The organism is Bacillus mycoides (assembly GCF_001757995.1).
Taxonomy (GTDB): Bacteria; Bacillota; Bacilli; order Bacillales; family Bacillaceae_G; genus Bacillus_A; species Bacillus_A mycoides_B.
On the sequence record NZ_LXLV01000066.1, the window covers coordinates 89,389 to 111,527 of the forward strand.

At 35.3% G+C, this 22,139-nt stretch carries 28 protein-coding genes and 3 pseudogenes; 11 read left to right on the plus strand and 20 right to left on the minus strand.

Translation table 11 applies throughout. From position 1 onward, the window contains the following. Positions 1-42 precede the first annotated feature (42 nt). Positions 43-1,140, plus strand: a complete 1,098-nt coding sequence (gene pepQ / locus BWGOE10_RS23005) for a Xaa-Pro dipeptidase (protein WP_070145095.1) — start codon at positions 43-45, stop codon at positions 1,138-1,140. A gap of 182 nt (positions 1,141-1,322) precedes the next feature. Here pepQ and BWGOE10_RS23010 read toward each other — a convergent pair whose 3' ends face one another. After that, on the minus strand, positions 1,323-1,679 hold the full coding sequence (locus BWGOE10_RS23010; protein WP_070145096.1) for a DUF3221 domain-containing protein: 357 nt from the start codon (positions 1,677-1,679) through the stop codon (positions 1,323-1,325). A 105-nt stretch (positions 1,680-1,784) separates the two neighbouring features. Here BWGOE10_RS23010 and BWGOE10_RS23015 point away from each other — a divergent pair, with 105 nt between their 5' ends. Further along, the gene (locus BWGOE10_RS23015; protein WP_070145097.1) at positions 1,785-2,612 is read left to right on the plus strand and encodes a DUF2785 domain-containing protein; all 828 of its coding nucleotides are present in this window, start codon (positions 1,785-1,787) and stop codon (positions 2,610-2,612) included. A 13-nt stretch (positions 2,613-2,625) separates the two neighbouring features. Here BWGOE10_RS23015 and BWGOE10_RS23020 read toward each other — a convergent pair whose 3' ends face one another. The 7 genes and pseudogenes from BWGOE10_RS23020 to BWGOE10_RS23040 form a co-directional block, all read right to left on the minus strand. Then, on the minus strand, positions 2,626-2,832 hold the full coding sequence (locus BWGOE10_RS23020) for a hypothetical protein (protein ID WP_070145098.1): 207 nt from the start codon (positions 2,830-2,832) through the stop codon (positions 2,626-2,628). Positions 2,833-2,895: 63 nt separating this feature from the next. Beyond that, a pseudogene (locus tag BWGOE10_RS30500) lies at positions 2,896-3,084 on the minus strand (anti sigma factor C-terminal domain-containing protein); the annotation flags it as partial. Further along, positions 3,084-3,146 (minus strand): annotated as a pseudogene (locus tag BWGOE10_RS33155) (RNA polymerase subunit sigma-70); the annotation flags it as partial. The pseudogenes BWGOE10_RS33155 and BWGOE10_RS30500, both read right to left, overlap by 1 nt. 123 nt (positions 3,147-3,269) lie before the next feature. Further along, entirely contained in the window at positions 3,270-3,614 is a 345-nt protein-coding gene (locus tag BWGOE10_RS23025; RefSeq protein WP_070145099.1) for a DUF6176 family protein, read from the minus strand. Between the two features lie 2 nt (positions 3,615-3,616). Further along, the gene (locus tag BWGOE10_RS23030) at positions 3,617-4,411 is read right to left on the minus strand and encodes a GNAT family N-acetyltransferase (RefSeq protein ID WP_070145100.1); all 795 of its coding nucleotides are present in this window, start codon (positions 4,409-4,411) and stop codon (positions 3,617-3,619) included. Next, positions 4,408-4,740 carry a cupin domain-containing protein gene (locus BWGOE10_RS23035; RefSeq protein WP_070145101.1) on the minus strand — a complete coding sequence of 111 codons (333 nt, stop codon included), beginning with the start codon at positions 4,738-4,740 and terminating at the stop codon, positions 4,408-4,410. Before BWGOE10_RS23035 ends, BWGOE10_RS23030 begins: the two co-directional genes overlap by 4 nt. A 46-nt stretch (positions 4,741-4,786) precedes the next feature. Beyond that, entirely contained in the window at positions 4,787-5,209 is a 423-nt protein-coding gene (locus BWGOE10_RS23040; protein WP_070145102.1) for a hypothetical protein, read from the minus strand. A 131-nt stretch (positions 5,210-5,340) separates the two neighbouring features. Here BWGOE10_RS23040 and BWGOE10_RS23045 point away from each other — a divergent pair, with 131 nt between their 5' ends. After that, a complete protein-coding gene (locus BWGOE10_RS23045) occupies positions 5,341-5,604 on the plus strand; it encodes a helix-turn-helix transcriptional regulator (RefSeq protein WP_033713772.1) in 264 nt (87 codons plus the stop codon). Next, positions 5,601-6,026 carry a hypothetical protein gene (locus BWGOE10_RS23050; protein ID WP_070145103.1) on the plus strand — a complete coding sequence of 142 codons (426 nt, stop codon included), beginning with the start codon at positions 5,601-5,603 and terminating at the stop codon, positions 6,024-6,026. Before BWGOE10_RS23045 ends, BWGOE10_RS23050 begins: the two co-directional genes overlap by 4 nt. A gap of 51 nt (positions 6,027-6,077) precedes the next feature. On the opposite strand, the gene ald is transcribed toward BWGOE10_RS23050, so the two are convergent. Continuing rightward, positions 6,078-7,211, minus strand: coding sequence for an alanine dehydrogenase (gene ald, locus BWGOE10_RS23055; RefSeq protein WP_070145104.1), 1,134 nt, complete (start codon positions 7,209-7,211; stop codon positions 6,078-6,080). A gap of 213 nt (positions 7,212-7,424) precedes the next feature. Next, positions 7,425-8,216: an SDR family oxidoreductase gene (locus tag BWGOE10_RS23060; RefSeq protein ID WP_070145145.1), complete on the minus strand. Its 792-nt coding sequence runs from the start codon at positions 8,214-8,216 to the stop codon at positions 7,425-7,427. Between the two features lie 146 nt (positions 8,217-8,362). Here BWGOE10_RS23060 and BWGOE10_RS23065 point away from each other — a divergent pair, with 146 nt between their 5' ends. Further along, positions 8,363-8,821, plus strand: a complete 459-nt coding sequence (locus tag BWGOE10_RS23065) for a universal stress protein (RefSeq protein WP_001066674.1) — start codon at positions 8,363-8,365, stop codon at positions 8,819-8,821. Between the two features lie 43 nt (positions 8,822-8,864). On the opposite strand, the gene BWGOE10_RS23070 is transcribed toward BWGOE10_RS23065, so the two are convergent. Next, positions 8,865-9,590 carry a hypothetical protein gene (locus BWGOE10_RS23070; RefSeq protein WP_070145105.1) on the minus strand — a complete coding sequence of 242 codons (726 nt, stop codon included), beginning with the start codon at positions 9,588-9,590 and terminating at the stop codon, positions 8,865-8,867. A 94-nt stretch (positions 9,591-9,684) separates the two neighbouring features. Between BWGOE10_RS23070 and BWGOE10_RS23075 the strand changes: the two genes are divergently transcribed. Then, positions 9,685-9,864 (plus strand): ProA domain protein, encoded by a 180-nt coding sequence (locus tag BWGOE10_RS23075; protein WP_070145106.1) that lies wholly within the window; start codon positions 9,685-9,687, stop codon positions 9,862-9,864. Positions 9,865-9,960: 96 nt separating this feature from the next. Further along, positions 9,961-10,527, plus strand: a complete 567-nt coding sequence (locus BWGOE10_RS23080; protein ID WP_070145107.1) for a DinB family protein — start codon at positions 9,961-9,963, stop codon at positions 10,525-10,527. A 57-nt stretch (positions 10,528-10,584) separates the two neighbouring features. Here BWGOE10_RS23080 and argH read toward each other — a convergent pair whose 3' ends face one another. Next, a complete protein-coding gene (gene argH, locus BWGOE10_RS23085; RefSeq protein WP_070145108.1) occupies positions 10,585-11,973 on the minus strand; it encodes an argininosuccinate lyase in 1,389 nt (462 codons plus the stop codon). Further along, positions 11,970-13,175: an argininosuccinate synthase gene (locus BWGOE10_RS23090; RefSeq protein WP_070145109.1), complete on the minus strand. Its 1,206-nt coding sequence runs from the start codon at positions 13,173-13,175 to the stop codon at positions 11,970-11,972. Before BWGOE10_RS23090 ends, argH begins: the two co-directional genes overlap by 4 nt. A gap of 166 nt (positions 13,176-13,341) precedes the next feature. On the opposite strand from BWGOE10_RS23090, the gene BWGOE10_RS23095 reads away from it, so the two are divergent. Beyond that, on the plus strand, positions 13,342-13,659 hold the full coding sequence (locus BWGOE10_RS23095) for a radical SAM protein (RefSeq protein WP_070145110.1): 318 nt from the start codon (positions 13,342-13,344) through the stop codon (positions 13,657-13,659). A gap of 28 nt (positions 13,660-13,687) precedes the next feature. Here BWGOE10_RS23095 and BWGOE10_RS23100 read toward each other — a convergent pair whose 3' ends face one another. Then, positions 13,688-13,882, minus strand: coding sequence for a hypothetical protein (locus BWGOE10_RS23100; protein ID WP_070145111.1), 195 nt, complete (start codon positions 13,880-13,882; stop codon positions 13,688-13,690). An 854-nt stretch (positions 13,883-14,736) separates the two neighbouring features. Here BWGOE10_RS23100 and BWGOE10_RS23105 point away from each other — a divergent pair. Further along, positions 14,737-15,399: a YitT family protein gene (locus tag BWGOE10_RS23105; RefSeq protein WP_002112250.1), complete on the plus strand. Its 663-nt coding sequence runs from the start codon at positions 14,737-14,739 to the stop codon at positions 15,397-15,399. 31 nt (positions 15,400-15,430) lie between these two features. On the opposite strand, the gene BWGOE10_RS23110 is transcribed toward BWGOE10_RS23105, so the two are convergent. Then, positions 15,431-16,264 (minus strand): EcsC family protein, encoded by an 834-nt coding sequence (locus tag BWGOE10_RS23110; RefSeq protein WP_070145112.1) that lies wholly within the window; start codon positions 16,262-16,264, stop codon positions 15,431-15,433. Positions 16,265-16,350: 86 nt separating this feature from the next. Between BWGOE10_RS23110 and BWGOE10_RS31980 the strand changes: the two are divergent. Continuing rightward, positions 16,351-16,482, plus strand: a pseudogene (locus BWGOE10_RS31980) (DNA mismatch repair protein MutT); the annotation flags it as partial. 48 nt (positions 16,483-16,530) lie between these two features. Here BWGOE10_RS31980 and ackA read toward each other — a convergent pair. From ackA to BWGOE10_RS23135, 5 genes are all read right to left on the minus strand, one after another. Then, positions 16,531-17,724, minus strand: a complete 1,194-nt coding sequence (ackA, locus tag BWGOE10_RS23115; RefSeq protein WP_070145113.1) for an acetate kinase — start codon at positions 17,722-17,724, stop codon at positions 16,531-16,533. Between the two features lie 299 nt (positions 17,725-18,023). Further along, on the minus strand, positions 18,024-19,010 hold the full coding sequence (locus tag BWGOE10_RS23120; RefSeq protein ID WP_070145114.1) for a class I SAM-dependent methyltransferase: 987 nt from the start codon (positions 19,008-19,010) through the stop codon (positions 18,024-18,026). Between the two features lie 199 nt (positions 19,011-19,209). Next, on the minus strand, positions 19,210-19,710 hold the full coding sequence (gene tpx / locus BWGOE10_RS23125) for a thiol peroxidase (RefSeq protein ID WP_002123029.1): 501 nt from the start codon (positions 19,708-19,710) through the stop codon (positions 19,210-19,212). 133 nt (positions 19,711-19,843) lie between these two features. Continuing rightward, on the minus strand, positions 19,844-20,239 hold the full coding sequence (ytfJ, locus tag BWGOE10_RS23130) for a GerW family sporulation protein (RefSeq protein WP_000350005.1): 396 nt from the start codon (positions 20,237-20,239) through the stop codon (positions 19,844-19,846). Positions 20,240-20,251: 12 nt separating this feature from the next. After that, complete coding sequence (locus BWGOE10_RS23135) at positions 20,252-20,890, minus strand: DUF2953 domain-containing protein (protein WP_070145115.1); 639 nt, start codon at positions 20,888-20,890, stop codon at positions 20,252-20,254. Positions 20,891-21,094: 204 nt separating this feature from the next. Between BWGOE10_RS23135 and BWGOE10_RS23140 the strand changes: the two genes are divergently transcribed. Continuing rightward, the gene (locus tag BWGOE10_RS23140) at positions 21,095-21,898 is read left to right on the plus strand and encodes an NAD kinase (RefSeq protein ID WP_016120893.1); all 804 of its coding nucleotides are present in this window, start codon (positions 21,095-21,097) and stop codon (positions 21,896-21,898) included. The last annotated feature ends 241 nt before the right edge of the window (positions 21,899-22,139 follow it).

Consider the following 22,139-nt stretch of genomic DNA (forward strand, 5'->3'; position numbering starts at 1 on the left):
TAAAGTTATATTTGTAATTAAATATCTCGGGGGTGCCAATCGATGAATGCTAGATTAGAAAATTTAATGCAATGGCTAAAAGAAAAAAATGTAGAAGCTGCCTTCTTAACTTCTACACCAAACGTTTTCTACATGACGAACTTCCACTGTGAACCACATGAAAGACTACTTGGTATGTTTGTATTCCAAGAAAAAGAGCCTATTTTAATTTGTCCTAAAATGGAAGAAGGTCAAGCACGTAACGCTGGCTGGGCACATGAAATTATCGGATTTACTGATACTGACAGACCATGGGATATGATTGCAAAAGCAATTAAAGATCGTGGTATTGATGCAAATGCAGTTGCAATTGAAAAAGAACATTTAAACGTAGAGCGTTACGAAGAATTAACAAAATTATTCCCAAATGCAGCTTTCAAATCAGCTGAAGAGAAAGTTCGCGAGCTTCGCTTAATTAAAGACGAAAAAGAACTTTCTATTTTACGTGAAGCAGCTAAAATGGCAGACTATGCTGTTGAAGTTGGTGTAAATGCAATTAAAGAAAATCGTAGCGAGCTAGAAGTATTAGCAATTATTGAGCATGAATTAAAAACAAAAGGCATCCATAAAATGTCATTCGATACGATGGTATTAGCAGGTGCAAACTCTGCTCTTCCACACGGTATTCCAGGCGCAAACAAAATGAAACGCGGCGATTTCGTACTATTTGATTTAGGTGTAATCATTGAAGGTTATTGCTCTGACATTACACGTACAGTAGCATTTGGTGATATTTCTGAAGAACAAACTCGTATTTACAACACTGTACTTGCTGGACAACTACAAGCAGTTGAAGCATGTAAACCAGGCGTTACATTTGGTGCAATTGACAACGCTGCTCGCTCTGTTATTGCAGATGCAGGTTACGGAGACTTCTTCCCACACCGCCTTGGTCACGGACTTGGAATTAGCGTACACGAATATCCAGATGTAAAAGAAGGCAACGAGTCTCTATTAAGAGAAGGTATGGTCTTCACAATCGAGCCAGGTATTTACGTACCAAACGTAGGTGGCGTTCGTATTGAAGATGATATTTACATCACAAAAGACGGATCAGAAATTTTAACGAAGTTCCCGAAAGAATTACAATTTGTGAAATAATAAAGTGAAACTTTAATCAGTGGGGGTTTTGTTCATCCCCCACTGATTATTAGTTGAACCAATCGGGCGTTTACGGGCAGTTGATCTCCCACCTAACTTCTTTGCTCCAGCCGAATTTTGAGGTGGGAGTCTTACTGCCCGTTAATGCGGGATAAAAAAGGTAGCGTGATTGCTACCTTTTTCTATTTCTCTACAATCATTTGTGCTGGGTAACTTTCAAGTATTTTAGAAGACCATACTTTTATTTTATTTCCTGTTTCTAACTGCTTATATGCTCTTTTATCATTCAAACTCAAAATTATATCCGACGGAACCTCTTTATTTATTTGTTGTTCCATATAATTTTGCAATTCTACTTTTGTTTTAAAAGTTTTATCACTGTCAAAAAATATTGTGCCATTTCTCAATATTACATACCCTTCTTTAGGTTCTTCTTTTACTCCTACTTGCTCTACAGGTTTCGTAGTACAGGCTGATAATATTATTAGAAACACACCTGAAAATAAAATACTAATGAAGAAGAACATGGCTTTCCCCATAACGCTTCCTCCCACATCGAGTCATTCAAAAGAAATTATTTCTTGTCTATTTCTTCCACACATTATACTATTAATATACAGAATCTTCTAAAATAGGAGGTTTATATGTTACAACAACAGTTAGAAGAAATTCGTAATAATAATTACATAATCAACAACACACTTCATATTGATTCATTAAGTTCAAGTATGCTTCAACATATCGGTGTTACCGATAGCTATTTAAGAGACAAACTCATTTACTCTACTTTTTATCATCTAATCAAGAAGGACTATATTTCACACACCCACTTACAAAAACTATTATCAGAAAGCATCAGTGAAAACTATTTATTCTATAAAATTCATGCAGATGACGATGACGCTGTATTTACCCGTGCATTTACAACATTATTAATCGCCCTCATTATAGATGCGGATACAAATCATAATTTCTTATCACAGACTGATATTTCAAATGTAAAAGATAAATTAATTCTATATATGAACAAAGAGCATGACTTACGAGGCTATGTCCAAGAACGTGGCTGGGCACATAGTGTCGCTCATGCTTCAGATACATTTGAAGCGCTTGTTAATAATCCTAAACTAGGAGCTTCACATTACGAAGAAATACTAACAACTTTATTAAATAAAGTTTGTGTCCATTCCATCTATTACAAGTATGAAGAAGATGAACGTATCGTTTGTCCAATTGTCGTAATGCTGCAAAATGGCCTAGAGGAAGAAGTACTCATATTAGCCCTTCGTGATTTAGTAGCTCAATTACAAATCCAAAAATCAATACTACATATTGAATCATACGAATTTCTATACGGAAATATAAAATCTTTCTTACGCAGCTTATTTTTCAGATTACGTACAATGTCTATATGTAAAGAAACTGAATGCGAAATTGAAAAGTTACTACAGGGGCTCCGCCAATATTATTAAAAAAGAAGGCCCTTTAAAAAGTGCCTTCTTCTATTTCACTAATATTTAATTGAAATTTCACGATCCAGACTGAGAAAAGGTGGACAAGAAGCGCAAACGCCATACATGCTCCGCTTAAAAAAGTTAATATAGGATGCGAATACACGTGCCCTAAACCATAGGATATCACCACGAAAAACATTGTTATGTAAATATAAATTGCTCCATGTATTTGCCTCATATAAACCTCCTTTTCATATAGTATAACATAAATTTTCTGATTATTCACATTAATAGACTGTGATCAATATTTCTCAACTGTTACACCTCTAACAGCTGCTTTAATATATGGTGCTCCTTGTAAACTTTGTAAATCCTCTGTTTTTCCAGTTACGACTACACCGTATATTGGCAAGTCTTTTGGTTTGGTGTTTTTCATCTCATTATAGTTTGCCCTAAAATGTTCTTAAAATCCCCCTTTATTTTCACTTAAAGGTATCCAAACACAGCTTTTGATTTCTCTATTAATAATGTTTCAAACGTATCATGGCTCATCCGGCTCTCCTTTCTATATACTCAACGTTTGAGAGTGTAAAATATATACAACTTTTCTAAAAAAACTTTTCATAATAAAAAGCACATCCATTTTGATGTGCTCCTCTCAAAAATACCATTCTATTATTTCATTACTTCTTTCACAACATCTTGAATCATAACGACTTCCGTCTTCATATCGACAGCCGGACCATCCTCATCAATACATTCATACCAAAACTCTAAATGCTTTTTATCAATTTCATGATGAGAATTTTCGACAAGAGTACCACCTTCCCCTTGCACAGAATACCAATATAAGTACTCTTCTCCATCTCTTATTTCCCGGAAAATTGTCTCTACATACATCTTTTCGTCGTTTAATGTCAAAAGTACTTCTTTCATATTGTCATTAAGAAGCTGCATCCATTCATCTACACGATGACTTTTACCATGCTTTACTTTGAATCTGGTTAATTCTACGTTCATTTTTATTCCCCCGTCCTCTTGCGTACAAATAAGCTATATTCTACTGGATTATGAAAACTTAATTTACTAGCTAATTTTTGCGAAGGAATATTGTCTATATTACAATCCCAACACGGTGTAATATCGTTTTTTATACAATGTTCAATGAAACATGTTGCAACAATTTGAGCTAACCCTTTCCCTTGATGTGCTTCATGTGTTGCAATATCTATTTCTGCAAAACTATTCCCGCTAAATATTGAGACGCATTCGGCTATAATTATCCCATCTTGTTCTATACAAAATCCGAAGCCATTATTCAAAAACACTTCGTTTGATCCCCAATACTCTTTGTAATAACCCATTGTAAATTCATTACTTCGTTCTATATCTCTTCTATCAATACGTTTAATTTCATATGTATTTTTGTTTAATTCTATTTTTCTATCTTCAAAAACGTCTCTTTGAAATTGAAATGTCATTCGCGGGATGTTCCGAAATACATTACTAAAACGCTCTTCAATTATCATTTCCCACTCTTTACTCGAAGTGAACAGTGTAAATCGTTTCTCTGTTTTTTCAATAGCTGTTGTTATATATGAAAATAAATCTTCGTTATAACTTTCGTCATGAGTGTCACCGAATAAATAATAAATGCCATTAGCTGTGACGATTAGCCCTGCTGTTAATTGTTCGTTTACAAAAACCTCACCATCTATCATTTGATCACATACCGCATAAGCAAAAGTTGTTGTTCTTATATTCCCTTCTAAAATCAGAAGAATTTTTCCATACTCAGCTACAGATAATTCCCTCATAATTGCTCCACTATGATCGTATCAGCTTCTATATTTTCAAAACAAAGATTTACCGTTCTCTTTAATGCTCTCGTTCTATGAATAGTACATGCTGGAATTAAAATTGAATCATTCGGCTTTAAAACCGCCGTCTCTCCATCTTGAAAATCAATAAGTAATTCCCCCTCTAATACAATGAATAATTCGTCCGAATTAGAATGATAGTGCCAATTATATTCGCCAGTAAATACTGCAATTCGTAAGCAATGACTATTCACATTTGAAACGACGAAGTTTTTATGTTGATCTTGAATATCCTTTGTTAATTCTATTAAGTTCACAGTTTCCATCTTTCGTCTCATCCTTTCATTAGTCGTTCTTCTGAAAAAAACTAACTTAGTCTCCACCACCTCCGCAATCTCCTCCACCATCACTTGAGCCGCTACAATCATTGCTACTGTAGTCACCGAATCCACTTGATGAGCTTGAAGCGTATGACGATTTTTTGCTTCTTTTTCCATCTTTTTTACTTTCATGACTAGGCCACACTTTATCAAATAATATAAAAAATAAGACTAACTCTATTGCGACAAGGATATATCCTAAAACATTCTCAATAATATTGGGGGTTATCCCAAAACTGTAAAACACCCCACCTGAATAAAGACACAAAATTACATACAGGGCCATACAAATATATCGAAATGTTTTTTCCATAATAAGAGCTACTTTTTTTGAAATGGGTATGTTCTGTTCCTGTTTTTTCTTTATATATTTTTGTTTCCTAACTTGCCTTTTCTTCCTATTTTTGCTCCCCATCGAATCCCCTCTACCGGCTTTTATTTTCCGTTTAATTCCAAATTATCACAAAAATATACATTATAACAAGCAATATCTCTCGTAAAGTTTCATTTACTTTTTGTAAAGTTTTATTTACTTTTTACCTAAAAATGGATATAATAAATGTAACAAATTTACAAAAAGGAGACTTTGTATATTTGATTAAAAATAAAGTGAAACAATTCCGCGTCGTTAGAGACATCACTCAAGAGCAATTAGCTTCCTCTGTTCAAATCACTAGACAATCCCTCATCGCTATCGAGAAGAATAAATACAACCCAAGTTTAGAATTGGCATTGAAATTATGTGAGTTTTTCGGCTGTAAAGTGGAGGATTTATTTCAATTAGATAAAACTGGGGAGGAAAAAGAATGAAAAATACTTTTAATCAAGAGTTCATTTCGCATCTTACCATTTTATTGTTAGGTTCAACTTTTCTTTATTTCAATAGTAATGATGAAGAAAAGATTAGTTCTGTCCTTCTTTTCGCTGGCGTATACATACTCTTAGCCTTGATACTATTTGTAGTGAAACGAATATTCTTTAAGAAAAAAAAGAACGAGTCCGAGAAATATCCATTACCTGAGATTGATGAAAGAATCGAGAAGATGAGTTTAAAACTTATGGCGCAAATTTTCGGTCTCTCTCATTTAATCGGTTCTGCGATACTATTTATTTTATATATCACTGACAAAAATTCGATGATACGAGTTGAGTATGCCTTGTATTACTTGTTCGGCATTCTTTTCTTTACAATGATGTTCGGATTGAGAATTGTAAAGAAACTAGACAATTAATCCAAATAAAAAGCCCCTCCTTACAAAAGGAGGGGCTTACATGTATATCTATTATGATAAAGCAGGAGCTTTTTCAAGTAGCTCTTTTGCATCAGCGTATTGTAAGCCGTGCGCTTCTGCAACTGCTTCGAATGTTACATATCCATCTAATGTGTTAATACCTTTTAATAATGCAGTGTTGCCTAGGCAAGCTTCTTTGTAGCCTTTGTTAGCAATTTGTACTGCATATGGTACTGTTACGTTTGTTAATGCAAGAGTTGATGTACGTGGAACCGCACCTGGCATGTTTGCAACTGCGTAATGAACAACACCATATTTTTCGTAAGTTGGGTTATCATGAGTTGTAATACGGTCAGTTGTTTCGAAAATACCACCTTGGTCAATCGCGATATCTACAACGACAGAACCTGGTTCCATTGATTGAATCATTTCTTCAGTTACAAGTTTTGGCGCTTTTGCACCTGGGATTAATACTGCACCGATTACAAGATCAGATTCTTTTACAGCTTCTGCAATGTTGTATGGATTAGACATTAACGTTTTTACTTGGTTTCCAAAAATGTCATCTAATTGACGAAGACGTTCTGCACTTAAGTCGATGATTGTTACATCTGCACCTAAACCTACTGCAATTTTCGCTGCGTTTGTACCAGCTTGACCACCGCCGATAATTGTTACTTTACCGCGTTTAACCCCTGGAACACCTGCAAGTAAAATACCTTTTCCGCCTTTGTTTTTCTCAAGGAACTGTGCACCGATTTGCGCAGACATACGACCAGCTACTTCACTCATTGGTGCAAGTAATGGTAAAGAACGATTGTCTAATTGTACTGTTTCGTATGCAATTGATACCACTTTGTTATCAATTAATGCTTTTGTTAATTCTGGTTCTGGAGCTAAGTGTAAGTATGTGAATAAAATTAAACCTTCGCGGAAATAACCGTATTCACTTGCAACTGGCTCTTTTACCTTCATAACCATATCTTGATTCCATGCTTCTTCAGCAGTTTCAACAAGTTTCGCACCAGCTTGTACGTATTCTTCATCTGTAAAGCCTGATCCTATACCTGCTCCTTTTTGAACAAAAACTTCATGACCATTTTGTACTAAATGTACAGCTCCCGCTGGCGTCATTGCCACACGGTTTTCATTGTTTTTAATTTCTGTTGGAATACCGATACGCATTATTAGTTCCCCCTTGAGTTATGAAATGACCCCTGAATCATTTTTTAAAGCGCTTTCTACGCTCTTATATTCTAACATAATATCTCAATATTTGACAAAAAATAATACAAGTTTTCCGATAGATTTAATCTTACATGAAAGGACAGTATTATCCTTACCTCTCAGTATAAAGGATAAACTGTCCAATTATTAGAAAGTTCTTTTTATTCAATTCTATCGATGTCTATGAATAACATCAACAGCACCAGTCACTTCAATGATTGTACCGGTGATCATATCGGAATCGTCCTCACATAAAAACGAAATGGTTCTTGCGATATCTTCACCTGTTCCAGATCTACCAATTGGTGTGTTACTATCTTTCAGCTCACGCGCTTCTTGAATCGTCGCCTCTTTCATTTCACCAATTATATCACCAGGACAAACCATATTCGCAGTAATACCGTATTCTGCTTCTTCGTAAGCAACTGTTTTTGTTAACGAAACAAGCCCTACTTTCGCAGCTGCAAAAGCTGAACGATAAATCCATCCAGGCGCACTATCTGCTCCTTGAAATCCGTAGTTAATAATACGGCCAAAGTTTTGTTTTCTCATAATCGGCACGACAAGTTTTAATAAATGAAACACCGCTGTTAAATTACCCTGGATCATTTCATTCCATTCGTCTTCTTCGTAATCGACTAATTTTTTCCTTTCAAATACGTAAGGACCAGCATTATTAATTAAGAAGTCAATTTTGCCAAAACGGCTCACCGCTCCTTCTACCATTTTATGTAAATCTTCCTTTTTCGTGACATCAGCTTGCACGAACTGTAGACGTTCTTCCATATTTTTACATGTTTCTTTCATTGTTTCCATAGCACTTGTATCGCTATGATACGTTACTGTTACTGAATACCCTTTAGCCAATAACTTTTCTGTTACTTGCTTTCCTAAACCTTTCGTACCGGCTGTAATGAGCGCATGTCTCACAAAACTGCCTCCTTTTAAATTGCTATACTTCATATGTAACAAGTTCTCGCTCCAATTACAACTAAAAAGAATCAAAACAGAGTTTTCAAAATTCTGTAACGTTTTAACAGGCACATTACCATAATTTGTTTTATAATTAAGTTGTAAACAGTTATAAAAATGATTGGGAGGAATTTACTATGAATAATACATATACAAATATTTTAATTGCGGTGGACGGTTCTAAAGAAGCAGAAAAAGCCTTTAAAAAAGCAATTCAAGTTGCAAAACGAAACAATGCAACATTAACAATCGCTCATATTGTTGATGTAAAAGCATATTCCGCAGTAGAGGCGTATAGCCGAGCAATTGCTGAACGTGCAAATCTATTTGCAGAAGACTTATTAGAAGACTACAAAAAAACTGCGCTTGAAGCTGGCCTTGAAAAAATTGAAACTGTATTAGAATTCGGTAATCCTAAATCTAAAATTTCAAAAGAAATTGCTCCAAACAATAAAGTGGACTTAATTATGTGTGGTGCAACTGGTTTAAATGCTGTAGAACGTTTCCTAATTGGTAGCGTCTCTGAACATATTATTCGCTATGCGAAATGCGATGTCCTTGTTGTTCGTGGTGATGAGGAGCAAGGTGATCTTTAATTTATAATAAAAAAACACCAAGTCCACATGGGCTTGGTGTTTTTCATTTCACAAACTTCACTATAAATACAAGACAAGCCACAACAACAACAACAACAACAACAACAACAACGGTAACTGCCAGCACATAGGGCGGAAGGAACTTCAAAGACCATAGTGCCATCATGATCGTCGCAACCGTTAAGTACGTTTGCTTTGCATCTTCTGTCATTTTTTTACGAAGCAAGAAAACATACAAATAACCGATTGGCGGCGTAATGAAACAAAGAACATATATGATTTTAGATTTTAAATACCACTTTTGTTCGCCAAGCTTCTTTATTTCCTCTTCTATTCTCTTACTCTCTTGTTCTCTCGCTTCTTCTTCAATCGGATCTTCCTCTTCTCCTCGCCTTTCTTTCATATAAGGAAGAAAATGCATGAAAAAATAACATGCAAATACAATTGCCCAAAATTCGATATTTAACCTTTCTAGCGGAATATGCTCACTTGCAAAAGCAGCCGTGATAACTAATGAAAAACAATACGTTGTCATCCAGAATGAACGTTTTCTCTTTTTCCGTTCTATTTCTTTTTTATCTTTTGCACCTTGTACTTTCTTTTTTCTCGAAAGCCATAAAGAAATACAGCAATCTACTACAAATAGAGTAAAGATAAATATCGCAACATGCACTGTTTCTACATTCTCAAATGAAAATATTGATGGGAATGCCACATGTAGCACAATTAATGTGTACAAAATTAACCCTATAAAATAAATACGCCTCATCTTCCATTCCTTTCTCATTTCCTAACATTACATTAACATACATTTTTTAGAAATAGACGGACAAAATATATGTGTTTAGAAAAGGAGGATTTATATGGGAGATCATGAACGTATTATTTTAGATGTCAACGAGCAAGAGATTGAAATGTTAAATACAATATGCTCACATTTTAAAGAAAAACATGGCGTTGAACTAAGTCATGGTGCGCTGTTTCGAGATTTAATGGATATTGAGTATATTCGTATCACAGAAGATCGACACAAGTATGATTAATCAATGAAACTTTAAGCCTAGAGCATATTGCTCTAGGCTTAATTAAATCCATACGAAAAATGTTATAATTAGGAAAAATATGGAGGATACCAAAATATGCAATCTGAAAATATCTCAAAACATTTTCACACATTACATGTGCAAAGAAACCAGTTTCTTCCTAAGCTTCATTCACTTTCACAAGAACAACTATGGTATAGGAAAGAGGACGGAAAATGGTCTATTGGGGAGCACTTTTATCACTTATATTTAATTACAAGGATGCTAAAAGTAGCGATTAAATTCTCTTTCACTCTTATCCCCTATGCCAAACTAAGAAGAAACACCCCATTCGCAACTGAAATTCATGACATTTATGCCGAATACAAGGAGAAGCATGGCAGAGGAATGAAAGCACCTTGGATTTTAATCCCTTCAAAAAAAGTTTATGATTCTATGAATGTAACAGAATTAGAAGACTTACTTTCACGTGAAACAGATGAAATAAAAAAACTAGTTCAAAATACAGAAGAAAATATTGCAGGACATATCGTATTTTTAGATCCGATTGCTCACTATCCTAACCTTATTCAATCTATTCAACTTTTAGCGATTCATGAGAAGCATCATTTTATGATTATGAAACATAATTATGAAATGATAGATACATACCTAAAAATCTAAATACAAAAAGGTAAGGTACTTCTAAAAAAGCACCTTACCTTCTATATCATACATCATTTAACTTCCAACAAACTCTCCGACTAACCCCTTCGCCTTCTCCAAAGCTTTTTCAATTTGCTTAAACCCTGTCCCGCCAGCACTGTTACGACGCTTTACAGCTGCATAAGGTGACAGAACCTCATACAAATCTTCTTCAAATAACGGACTCATTTCTTTATATGTTTCAAGTGGTACATCTAATAAATAAATTCCTTTTTGCGTACAATGAAGAACTAGTTTCCCGACAATTTCATGAGCTTGGCGGAACGGCAGTCCCTTGTTTGCTAAATAGTCGGCAATTTCTGTTGCGTTAGAGAAATCTTGCGTCACAGCTTGCCCCATTTTTTCTTTGTTTACAGTCATCGTTTCTAGCATGCCTGCCATAATATGAAGGCATCCTTCTACTGTTTTTACTGTATCAAACATTCCTTCTTTATCTTCTTGTAAGTCTTTATTGTAAGCAAGCGGTAATCCTTTCATTACTGTAAGTAAACTGAATAAATTACCGTATACTCTGCCTGTTTTTCCGCGGATGAGCTCCGCCATATCTGGATTTTTCTTCTGCGGCATAATACTGCTTCCCGTTGCGTATTGATCGCTCATTTCAATAAATTGAAACTCTTGGCTACTCCATAAAATAAGTTCTTCGCAAAAGCGTGATAAATGCATCATGAGCATAGATGAGTTACTTAAAAACTCCAGTATGAAATCACGATCGCTTACCGCATCTAAACTATTTTCATAGATTCCGTTAAATCCAAGAAGCTCCGCACTATATTCTCGGTCAATTGGGAATGTTGTACCCGCTAGTGCTCCTGCTCCTAATGGTGAAATGTTAATACGCTTTAACGAATCTTCATAACGATTCACATCTCGCTCTAACATCCAAAAGTAAGCAAGAATATGATGAGCAAATGAAATCGGCTGTGCACGCTGTAAGTGCGTATAGCCGGGCATAATTGTTTCAATGTTATTTTCCGCTTGATGAACAAGAACAGTTTGCAATTGTTTTGTAGCTTTTATAATATGTTCTACTTTTTCTTTTAAATACAAGTGCATATCTGTCGCCACTTGATCGTTACGGCTTCGGCCTGTATGAAGTTTCCCTCCTACTTCACCGATTTGTTCAATTAACATTTTTTCAATATTTAAGTGAATATCTTCCGCTTCTACCGAGAAATGAAGTTTATTCTCCTTCGCTTCTTCTAATAAATATTGAAGCCCTATCTTGATTTTCTCCGCTTCTTCTTTCGTAACGATGCCTTGCTTTGCTAGCATCGTTACGTGTGCGATACTCCCTTTTATATCTTGGCTAACCAATTGCTTATCAAAGGAAATAGAAGCTCCGAATTCTTCTACCCATGCTTCCGCTTCTTCTGTAAAACGTCCGCCCCAAAGTTTGCTCACGCTTCCACCTTCTTTTGATTCACTTGGCTGTATACTTTTGTAGGTAAACCGAATAATGAAATGAATCCGACTGCTGCATCATGATTAAATTCATCCTGGGCAGTATACGTTGCAAGTTTTTCATCATATAAAGAGTACTCAGATTTACGTCCTTCTACAATCGCATGACCTTTAAATAATTTCACACGCACTGTACCTGTTACATTTTTTTGCGTTTCTTGTAAGAAAGCATTGAGTGCTTGTTTTAAAGGTGAGAACCATAAACCGTTATAAATTAACTCTGTTAGTTTTTGCTCAATCATCGGTTTGAAATGAGCGACCTCTTTCACAAGTGTTAAATCTTCAAGTTCTTTATGCGCTGTTATTAATGTCATTGCCGCTGGGCATTCGTACACTTCACGAGATTTAATACCGACAAGGCGATTTTCTACATGATCGATACGTCCAACGCCATGTTTTCCAGCAAGTGCATTTAACGTTTTAATTAATTCTGAAATTGAATATGCAGCGCCGTTTAAAGTCGTCGGTACTCCTGCTTCAAATCCGATTTCTACAAACTCTGGTTTATTCGGTGTATCTTCTAATGCCAATGTCATCTCGTATGCTTCTTCTGGCGGCGCTGCCCATGGATCTTCTAGAATTCCACATTCGTTGCTGCGTCCCCATAAGTTTTGATCGATTGAAAACGGGCTATCTAAATTAATTGGAATCGGTATATCATTTTCTTTTGCATATGCAATTTCTTCTTCACGTGACCATTTCCATTCACGTACAGGCGCAATAACTTCTAAATATGGATTCAACGCTTGAATAGAAACTTCAAAACGAACTTGATCATTCCCTTTCCCTGTACATCCATGTGCAACTGCACTTGCGCCTTCCTGCTCTGCAATTTCCACTAATTTTTTCGCAATAAGCGGACGAGATAATGCAGAGACAAGAGGGTATTTCCCTTCGTATAACGTGTGTGCTTGCATCGCCATCAATGCATATTCATTTGCAAATTCTTCTTGAACATCAATCATATATGATTTAATTGCACCTACTGAAAGTGCCTTTTCTTTTACAAATGCTAAGTCTTTACCTTCCCCTAAGTCTAAACAAAGCGCGATAATATCATAATTCTTCTCTTGTAACCATTTAATTGCAACGGAAGTATCAAGACCTCCGGAATATGCTAATACAACTTTTTTCTTCTCCATTTTGCATCCCCCTAAAGAATAAATATTCATTTTCTTTTATAATAATTCATACTTTAACACCTTTTAAAAAATGTATCAAGGGTCATTTTCAATTTTTTTCAAACAATTCCGTCGAACTTCTTTCTGTTTTTATGTACAATATAAGCAGGAAAACGGGGGTGAACTTATGGAAAAGTATTTCTTATACGATGAACATCTAGGAATTGAAATTCCACATTTACAAGAAGACTGGGAAGATATCCCCGAAAAAATGCAGCAAGCTATTTTATTAAAATGGGAGCAAGTTCGCGGAAAAATACCTGATCGTATACAAGAGCTTGAACGTCATATTAATCAAAAACAACATTGTTTAAATAACGAAGAGAATTTTGAAATTTCCTGTAGGCTTAATTCTGAGATTGCTGATCTTGCTTCAATTATTAACGATCTTTGGCTTTGGTATCGTCTAACCCAAAACGTATCTGAGGGAAAAGCACACCAATGAAAAAAGCATGCCCCTCGAGTACTTTGGGTCATGCTTTTTTGTCGTAACAAGCTTTGCAATATATTTCTTGCGCCGTTTTTGCTAAACATACATCAAACGGGCCTACTAATATACTTCTTTCTTTCGGCAACTTCACAAAAGCAACTAGCTCTTCTTCATATTCAATCTTTTTCTGACATAAAACGCATTTTAATTCTTTTCTTTTAAACATGTCTTTTAGCATATCTCCATCCTCCCTTTCATCTATCTATATTAATATAATCTCATAACAATTATAATCTGTAAAAAAATGACACATCACAAAGTAAGGGATTCATATACTATGTACAAAAGGAGGCCTCAAAATTATGCGTGCTTTCATTATTATCGCTCTAACATTTTTAAGTGTGATTAGCTGGGATGCATTTTTTAAAGATAAAAGTGACGAAAACAATACAACTAAATGAAAACTCTTCTTTTCTTACTTATTGGACAAACTTCTAAAAACTACCCAATCCTGCAAAATAACTTAGGCTTTTCTACAAAAATATTTAAACATAACATTTTTTGTAGATTCCCTCCGGTTATTGTCGGTTTCCATCCGCATACATTTTTTGAAAGTATGATATAATAATATAAATCTTGAAGGAAGGGATTTTGATATCATGATCGCTCGAAGGAGCATGTGGCATCGTATTGACGAATCATACACGTAGCGTATTTTTCAGCTCAGATACTTTAGTCTAGCGAAAAAAATACGAGAGTGGGGAAATTATGATTGCCCGAAGGATAATTTGGCAAAAAAAAGACTCTTCTTACACATAGCGTTTTGTTTAGGACTTAATTGTTACTAGCTAAACAAAACAAAGAAGAGCAGGATTGCTAAATGAAGAATTCTACTCCACGTTTTGTTTAGTCGCTTTAAGACTTAAACTAAAACGAAGGTAGGGAGAATTGATGGACGAGAGGATTATTCGTTATTTCTTCAGCGACATATAGCGTAGTTAGTTTTACGTAAACTAACTGAAAGCTACATGTGAGCTCGTAGTTAGTTTACAACACCAAAAGGACTACTAACTACGGAAAGAAGGAATAACGATGAGGAACATCCAAAGTCGACAAATTATTAAAGAAGTTTTTATGGTTTTAATCGGTTCATTTATTTTAGCAGCAGCGCTATATCACATTCACTTCCAAAACCACTTAACAGAAGGTGGCTTTGTAGGTATTGCACTATTTATCCAAAATTTTTATGATATTTCACCATCTATTTCAACTGTAGTAATGGATATCCCTATTATTTTACTATGTGCTTCATTTTTAGGTAGAAAAATGGTTGGCTATTCATTCTTAGGTTCACTTTCATTCGGAGTATTTTATTCCCTTATGGAAAATTATTCTCCTTTTACGGTAGATTTATCAAATAATTTATTTGTAGCTGCAGTAGTTGGTGGTGCGTTAGCTGGTATTGGACTCGGTTTTATATTGCGATTTGGCGGTGCAACCGGTGGAGACGATATTTTAACAATTATATTAAGTAAACGAACTCGGTTTACAATTGGGCAAATTTTCTTCGTCTTTGACGCGATTGTTCTTGCGCTTTCATTATATTATTTAAATTGGACAGAAATTGCTTTTACTATTCTTTCGATTGCCGTACAGGCAAAAACATTGGATTTAATTTACTATCCAAAAACAGAAAAGAAAGCAGCAAAGCAACCAGTATCTATTCCAATGTCCAAAAAACATGCGACAAACTAAAAAGCGAAAGGCTTCGGCCTCTCGCTTTTTTTCATGCTCTCTTTTCTTTTTCTAATATGTAGCGTACTTGATAAAACTTATTTGCAAATTCAGTAACATTCCTCGTTAAGCGATAGTTCACTGTAGAGCCAATTGCCATTCCAAGTACAGGAATGCCTTGGAATAATTTACGACGAAGAGCATAAATCGAAAATGTCTTCAAAATTTGTTTTAACACAACCTCAGTAGAAGCTGGCTTTAACACCTCTTCGTCTCCTTCATAAAAGAATGAATCTTCTTGCTCAAGTTCTCTCAGTAAATTGTACCATGCATATTGCTGAAGTCTCGCCGGTAGTAATGCTGCATGAAATACCTTTAACGCAAGCATCATTTCATACGGCTTGTTCACATCATGTCCAAATGATGTCGCAATAAGTTGTACAGCCTTCACATTTAATGCAATCATAACCGGAAAATCAGCCGTTAATAATAATAGACCGCCAGCACCTGTTGCTCCGCCTTGTACGAATGAATATAGACGATGACGTGCTGTTTGCTGCTCTGCTATGTATGTTAATTGATCAATAGATAACGCCTTCAAATCTTCAAGTTGCTCAATTGATTCATTAAATAATCTCGACGTTCCTAAAATACGATTACGTGCATCTAACTGTGATTGTGAACTTTGAATAAGTGCATGCAAATGAAAGAGCCATCCATCTGCTTTCGTAAAAAAGTCTTTTCGTTTTTTCTCAGGTAGTTTTGCAACTGTAGTATGCAACCACTTATCAAACATCTTTTGAAAATCGGTCGCTTCTTGCTCTACTAATTGCCCTTCCCACTCTTTTATATTTTCTAAAATGGCTTGTTCTCGCTTCGATCGCATCGCAACAACCACCTCGTTCGATTTTTTTCTATTGTATCATATTTGCAAATATGCTTGTACATCGCGTGTTCTTTATTTACAGCCTAAGTCGCTATGAAATGGAAATGCTGAATATAAAAGCTGAACAAACAGCCTCATATGCAAAATGGATTCCCCTCACTGCATTCATTCAAAAGGAAAAAATACTATATCCAGATCGAATTTTAAAATATATATAAAAGAAAAAAGACGAAATCCTTTAGGATCTCGTCTTTTTCATGCATATATTAACCAATATCTCCAAGACGTAATACGTCACGAGCAATCATAACTTCTTCGTCAGTTGGAATTACGATAATTTTTACTGGAGAGTGTGGGAAGCTGATGAATGCTTCTTCACCGAATACGTTATTGCGTTTTACGTCGAAGTATACGCCCATGTACTCAAGGCCTTCTAATACGCGCTCACGAATAATCGCACTGTTTTCACCTACACCAGCTGTAAAGATGATAGCGTCAACGCCTTTCATACGAGCTGTGTAAGAACCGATGTATTTATGGATACGGCTTACGAACACGTCAAGTGCTACTTTCGCACGGTGGTCGCCTTCTTCTTCTTTCGCAATGATGTCACGTAGGTCACTAGAGTAACCAGTAAGACCTAACATACCACTCTTCTTGTTTAATACGCTAACTACTTCTTCTACAGTTTGGCCTGTTTTTTCCATGATGTATGGAATTAACGCAGGGTCAATGTTACCAGAACGTGTACCCATTGTTACACCAGCAAGTGGAGTGAAGCCCATAGAAGTATCGATAGACTTACCGCCTTCTACTGCTGCGATACTTGCACCGTTACCTAAGTGACAAGAAAGTAGGCTTAAGCTTTCAAGTGGACGACCTAATAATTCAGCCGCACGCTCTGTTACGTATTTATGAGAAGTTCCGTGGAAACCGTATTTACGGATGCCAAATTTCTCATAGTATTCATATGGTAAGCTGTATAGGAATGCAGATTCCGGCATTGTTTGGTGGAATGCTGTATCGAATACTGCTACTGCTGGTACGTTTGGTAGTACTTCTTGGAATGCTTTAATACCAACAAGGTTTGCTGGGTTGTGAAGTGGTGCTAAATCGCTTAATTCTTCGATATCAGCTAATACTTCATCATCAATTAAAACAGAATCAGCAAATTTTTCGCCGCCGTGTACAACACGGTGACCGATACCGCCAATCTCATCAAGAGATTTTACGATTCCGTTTTCAGTTAATTTCTTAAGAAGCATGTTAACTGCTACTGCATGATCTGGGATGTTTGTAATTTCTTTTTGTTTTTCGCCATCTACAGTAATAGTGAAGATACTATCTTCTAAACCGATACGTTCTACTAAACCTTTTGTTAATACTGTTTCACTTGGCATTTCAAATAATTGGAACTTTAAGGAAGAGCTTCCTGCGTTAATCGCGATGATTTTTGACATCTAGTCTTTCGCCCCTTTTTCTCTTGGTAGTTGTGTGGATCATTCCACAAACCGCTCGATTTTATCTAATTAAATTCACTCATAATGAAAACGTTTCATCATTAATAAATTTTATACTCACGATTTTAATTTAAACATCGTCCGACATATATTTCAAGTGAAAAAATTGTAACACCAAGAAAAAAAATATATTACAGATTTCAAAAAAATTCAGTTAAATCTTGTATATATTAAAAAATATGACAAATCCTATACAACTGTACTACATGAATTACTAACCCTGTTACATATATATCGTATTATTTATGTGTTGCAAACCAAGTGTTCAATTGATCCATAATGTTCTCCATAGCCTTCATGTTAGAGAATTTAGGTAATTCCACTAGTAGTGCCTGTTTCGGCATTGTTACATCTTGGCCTTTCTTTTGAAGAACAAATATACTTTTTGCATTTTTCTCGTTTTTAAACATGGAAACAGGTAGTTGTAACAATCCTTGAATAAAGCATGTTTCTTTAATAAATGCATGTAGTTTTGGCGCTTGATCACTTTCAAAAATAAAGTTTGGTACTAAGAAGAATAAGTACCCGCCTTCTTTCGTATGTTTCACACTTTGTTCAATAAATAAGTGATGCGCATATGACATTCCTTCATCTGCTTTTAACGTATATTCACTTGCACCGATTTCGTTTGGATAGTAACCAATCGGTAAATCTGAAACGACTGCATCAACTGGATCAATATAAAGTGGTGCTAGTCCATCTTGATGGAAGAATTCGATTGCATGCTTTTGTAAATTCGCATTTACTAAAGCAAGTTTAATTAGCACTTCATCCACTTCTACACCAAATCCACTCATTGCTAGTTCTTCTTTAGCGCTATTAAACACTGTAGTCATTAAGTTACCTGTTCCAATTGCAGGGTCTAAAACAGTAATTTCTTTTTGACCTTGCATAAATTTATGGAATAAGTAGCTCATGAACATTCCAACTGCATCTGGCGTCATTTCATGATTCGCTTGCACGCCTTCTTTCATTCCTTTTAAAATGGCTAGCTGAAATGCTTTACGAATTTCTTCCCCTTTATATGTTTCTTCATTAAACGTACTATATTCACGATTCAACCTTTCAATTGTTGATTCGGATAATTCCTCTTGTAAAATCGCTCCCTCAAACAAGTTATCACCTGTTTCTACAAGCGCCTCTAAATATGTTACATCTAATTCTTTACGTAAAACTACCGTAGAAGAATCAAAAATAGAAAATAATGTTTCTACTGCCTGACTCACGTACATTCCTCCTTCTCTCTTTTACACATAACTTATATCATACCACAAAGTGATTTTTTCCAAAAAGAAAAAGCGACCTCTTGTAAAGAGCTCCCCTTCAAGTTGTTTATGATGTAACGTCTTTTCTCATATATTAGTACCATTGTGCAGCAATATATGAGAAAAAACGACCTCTTTATAAGAGGTCATTTCCTTCACATTACTTCGCAGATTTAGCTGCTTCTAATGCTGCTTCATAGTTTGGATGGCTTGTACCTTCGCTTACGTATTCTACGTAAACTACTTTGTCATTGCTATCTACTACGAATACTGCACGAGCAAGTAAACGAAGTTCTTTCATTACTAAGCCGTAAGCTTCACCGAATGAAAGGTCACGGTGATCAGAAAGTGTCGCAACGTTTTCTAAACCGTTAGCTGCACACCAGCGTTTTTGAGCGAATGGTAAATCAACGCTAATTGTTAATACTTTCGCATTTTCAATACCTGCTGCATCTTGGTTAAAACGACGTGTTTGTGCATCACACACACCTGTGTCGATTGAAGGTACAACACTAATTAATTTCACTTCACCTTTGTATGTTTCTAAACTTACTGGAGATAAGTCATTTGCTAATACTTGGAAGTTAGGCGCTTGATCGCCAACTTTAACTTCTGTTCCAACTAAAGTCATTGGGTTACCTTTAAAAGTTACATTTGCCACTTAAAAATCCTCCCTTATTTAAACAAAATATGTACAATGTAAATGATAGTTTGTCCCTATCGATAATGCAAATAAAATCGCTTTATTTACAAAAAAATAAAGAAGCTAATCCATTGATTAGCTTCTTTATTCCTTAAATTTGAAATTCTGGATCATCTTCTTTTCGTTTATCCATCATTTCTTTCACTTTATCAACAGCTTGTGGCGCTAATTCAATTATTTTGTCAATGACATGTGTTTGTTTATCTAAATGTAAAACTTTCACACCTTCTCCATTTATAACGAGAAAGGCAACAGGATTAATGGAAACTCCACCACCGCTACCTCCTCCAAATGGATGACGGCCTGAATGCTCTACTTTGCCAAATTCACTTCCACCAGCAGCAAATCCAAAACTTACTTTCGAAACGGTAAGAATTACACTTCCATCTGCTGCTTTAATCGGGTCACCAACAATTGTATTTACATCCGTCATTTGTTTTAAATGCTGCATTGCGGTTGTCATTAAACCTTGAATTGGATGGTCCATTCTATATCCCCCCTATGCTTGAACAGATTTATCTGTCATACCAGACTTTTGTTTTCTCATAAACATGAGTAGTTTTACCGCTGTTTTCAAAGTACGAAATATATGAAAGGAAGCTGTCAATTCACATCTTGATGCAAATCCCTTCCCTTGAAAAACAGGTGTAATTTCAAATTCTGGTACGTCGACAATATGCATATATTGTCCTACAACTCCAGCAGCCATTCCTTTTGTCCCCCATGCATACCCAGTGACAATTCCAGTACTAGCCGCATCGCCTGCTCCAATTTGTGAATGCCACTTCCAACTATTGATTTTCACTCGTTTGAGAAAATCTTTAACAATAGTATGAACTTCTTGAAGCTTTTTTATCAGTTCTCCAATGCTATCAAGTTGTGCCATAATTTTATTATCTATTCCGCCATCTTCCTCAGCTTTTTCGATTTTCTGCCCCGTCTTTTTCTGCTGTTTTTCAATTCTTTCCAATACATCAAACGTATATTGAATCATCCATATTTTCACTTGAAATAAACATTGCTTTTCCATTTCTGAATATAAAAACGTCACCTTAAGCGATATTTTCGATAATAGTATTAGCAAAATAAAAAGTAGAAGAATTATCATTCCAATTACGAGCCATTTCATTCGTACCATCCTTTCACTCCATACCCATTATCGACAAGTTTATTCATCATTAAACAACCTTTGATAAAATTGAATATAAAAATTTTTCTAAAAATAAAAAAGGGTTTTGATATTTTATATCGAAATATACTATTTGAGCATATTATTCAGAATACATTTTCATGATATGCAGCACTAAGACTAGAAAATTTAACTGCAGTGGAGGGATACATAATGGCAAATCGTCGCAATTTATTTTTCTTTTATGGTGATGACAAAGTAACGCTCGTTGAAAAAATGAAACCAGTATATCGTATTTTAGAGGAGAATGGATTTACCATATTAGATCATCCAAAAAATGCAAACGCTATCGTCAGCGTTGGAGATGATGGAACTTTCTTACAAGCCGTTCGTAAAACTGGCTTTAGAGAAGATTGCTTATACGCAGGTATTTCTACGAAAGATGAAATTTCTTTCTACTGCGATTTCCACATCGATCACGTTGATACAGCCCTTCAAGAAATTACAAAAAACGAAATTGAAGTGCGAAAATATCCAACAATTAAAGTAGATGTAGATCACGGTACATCTTTCCATTGTTTAAATGAATTTTCATTACGCTCTAGCATCATTAAAACATTTGTCGTAGATGTACACGTCGACAATTTACATTTTGAAACATTTAGAGGTGATGGATTAGTTATCTCCACACCAACAGGCAGTACCGCTTACAATAAATCATTACATGGTGCAGTTGTCGATCCACTTATCCCATGTTTCCAAGTAAGCGAACTAGCATCTTTAAATAACAACACATACCGTACACTCGGATCACCGTTCCTTTTAAATCACGAGCGTACGCTAACTTTAACCCTTAAACCAGATGGCAATGATTATCCTGTTATCGGAATGGATAACGAAGCACTTAGCATTAAACAAGTGGAAAAAGCCGTTGTTCGTTTAAGCGATAAACAAATTAAAACTGTTAAATTAAAAAACAATTCCTTCTGGGAAAAAGTACAGAGAACGTTTTTATAGTAATCAAATAACCCTCGAATTATGGGATTTCCATAATTCGAGGGTTATTTATTTATCACATGCAACTTAACGCTGTTTCACAAAATATTTTGGAACAGGACAACAGTATATGAAATTATATCAACGATTTTTCGAATATATCTATCACAAGTCAAAATATATCAACGATTTTACCCAAAATATCAATTTACCGACAAAAATTAACAATATCATCAACCTATCTAAAAAGAGGAAGCAGCAC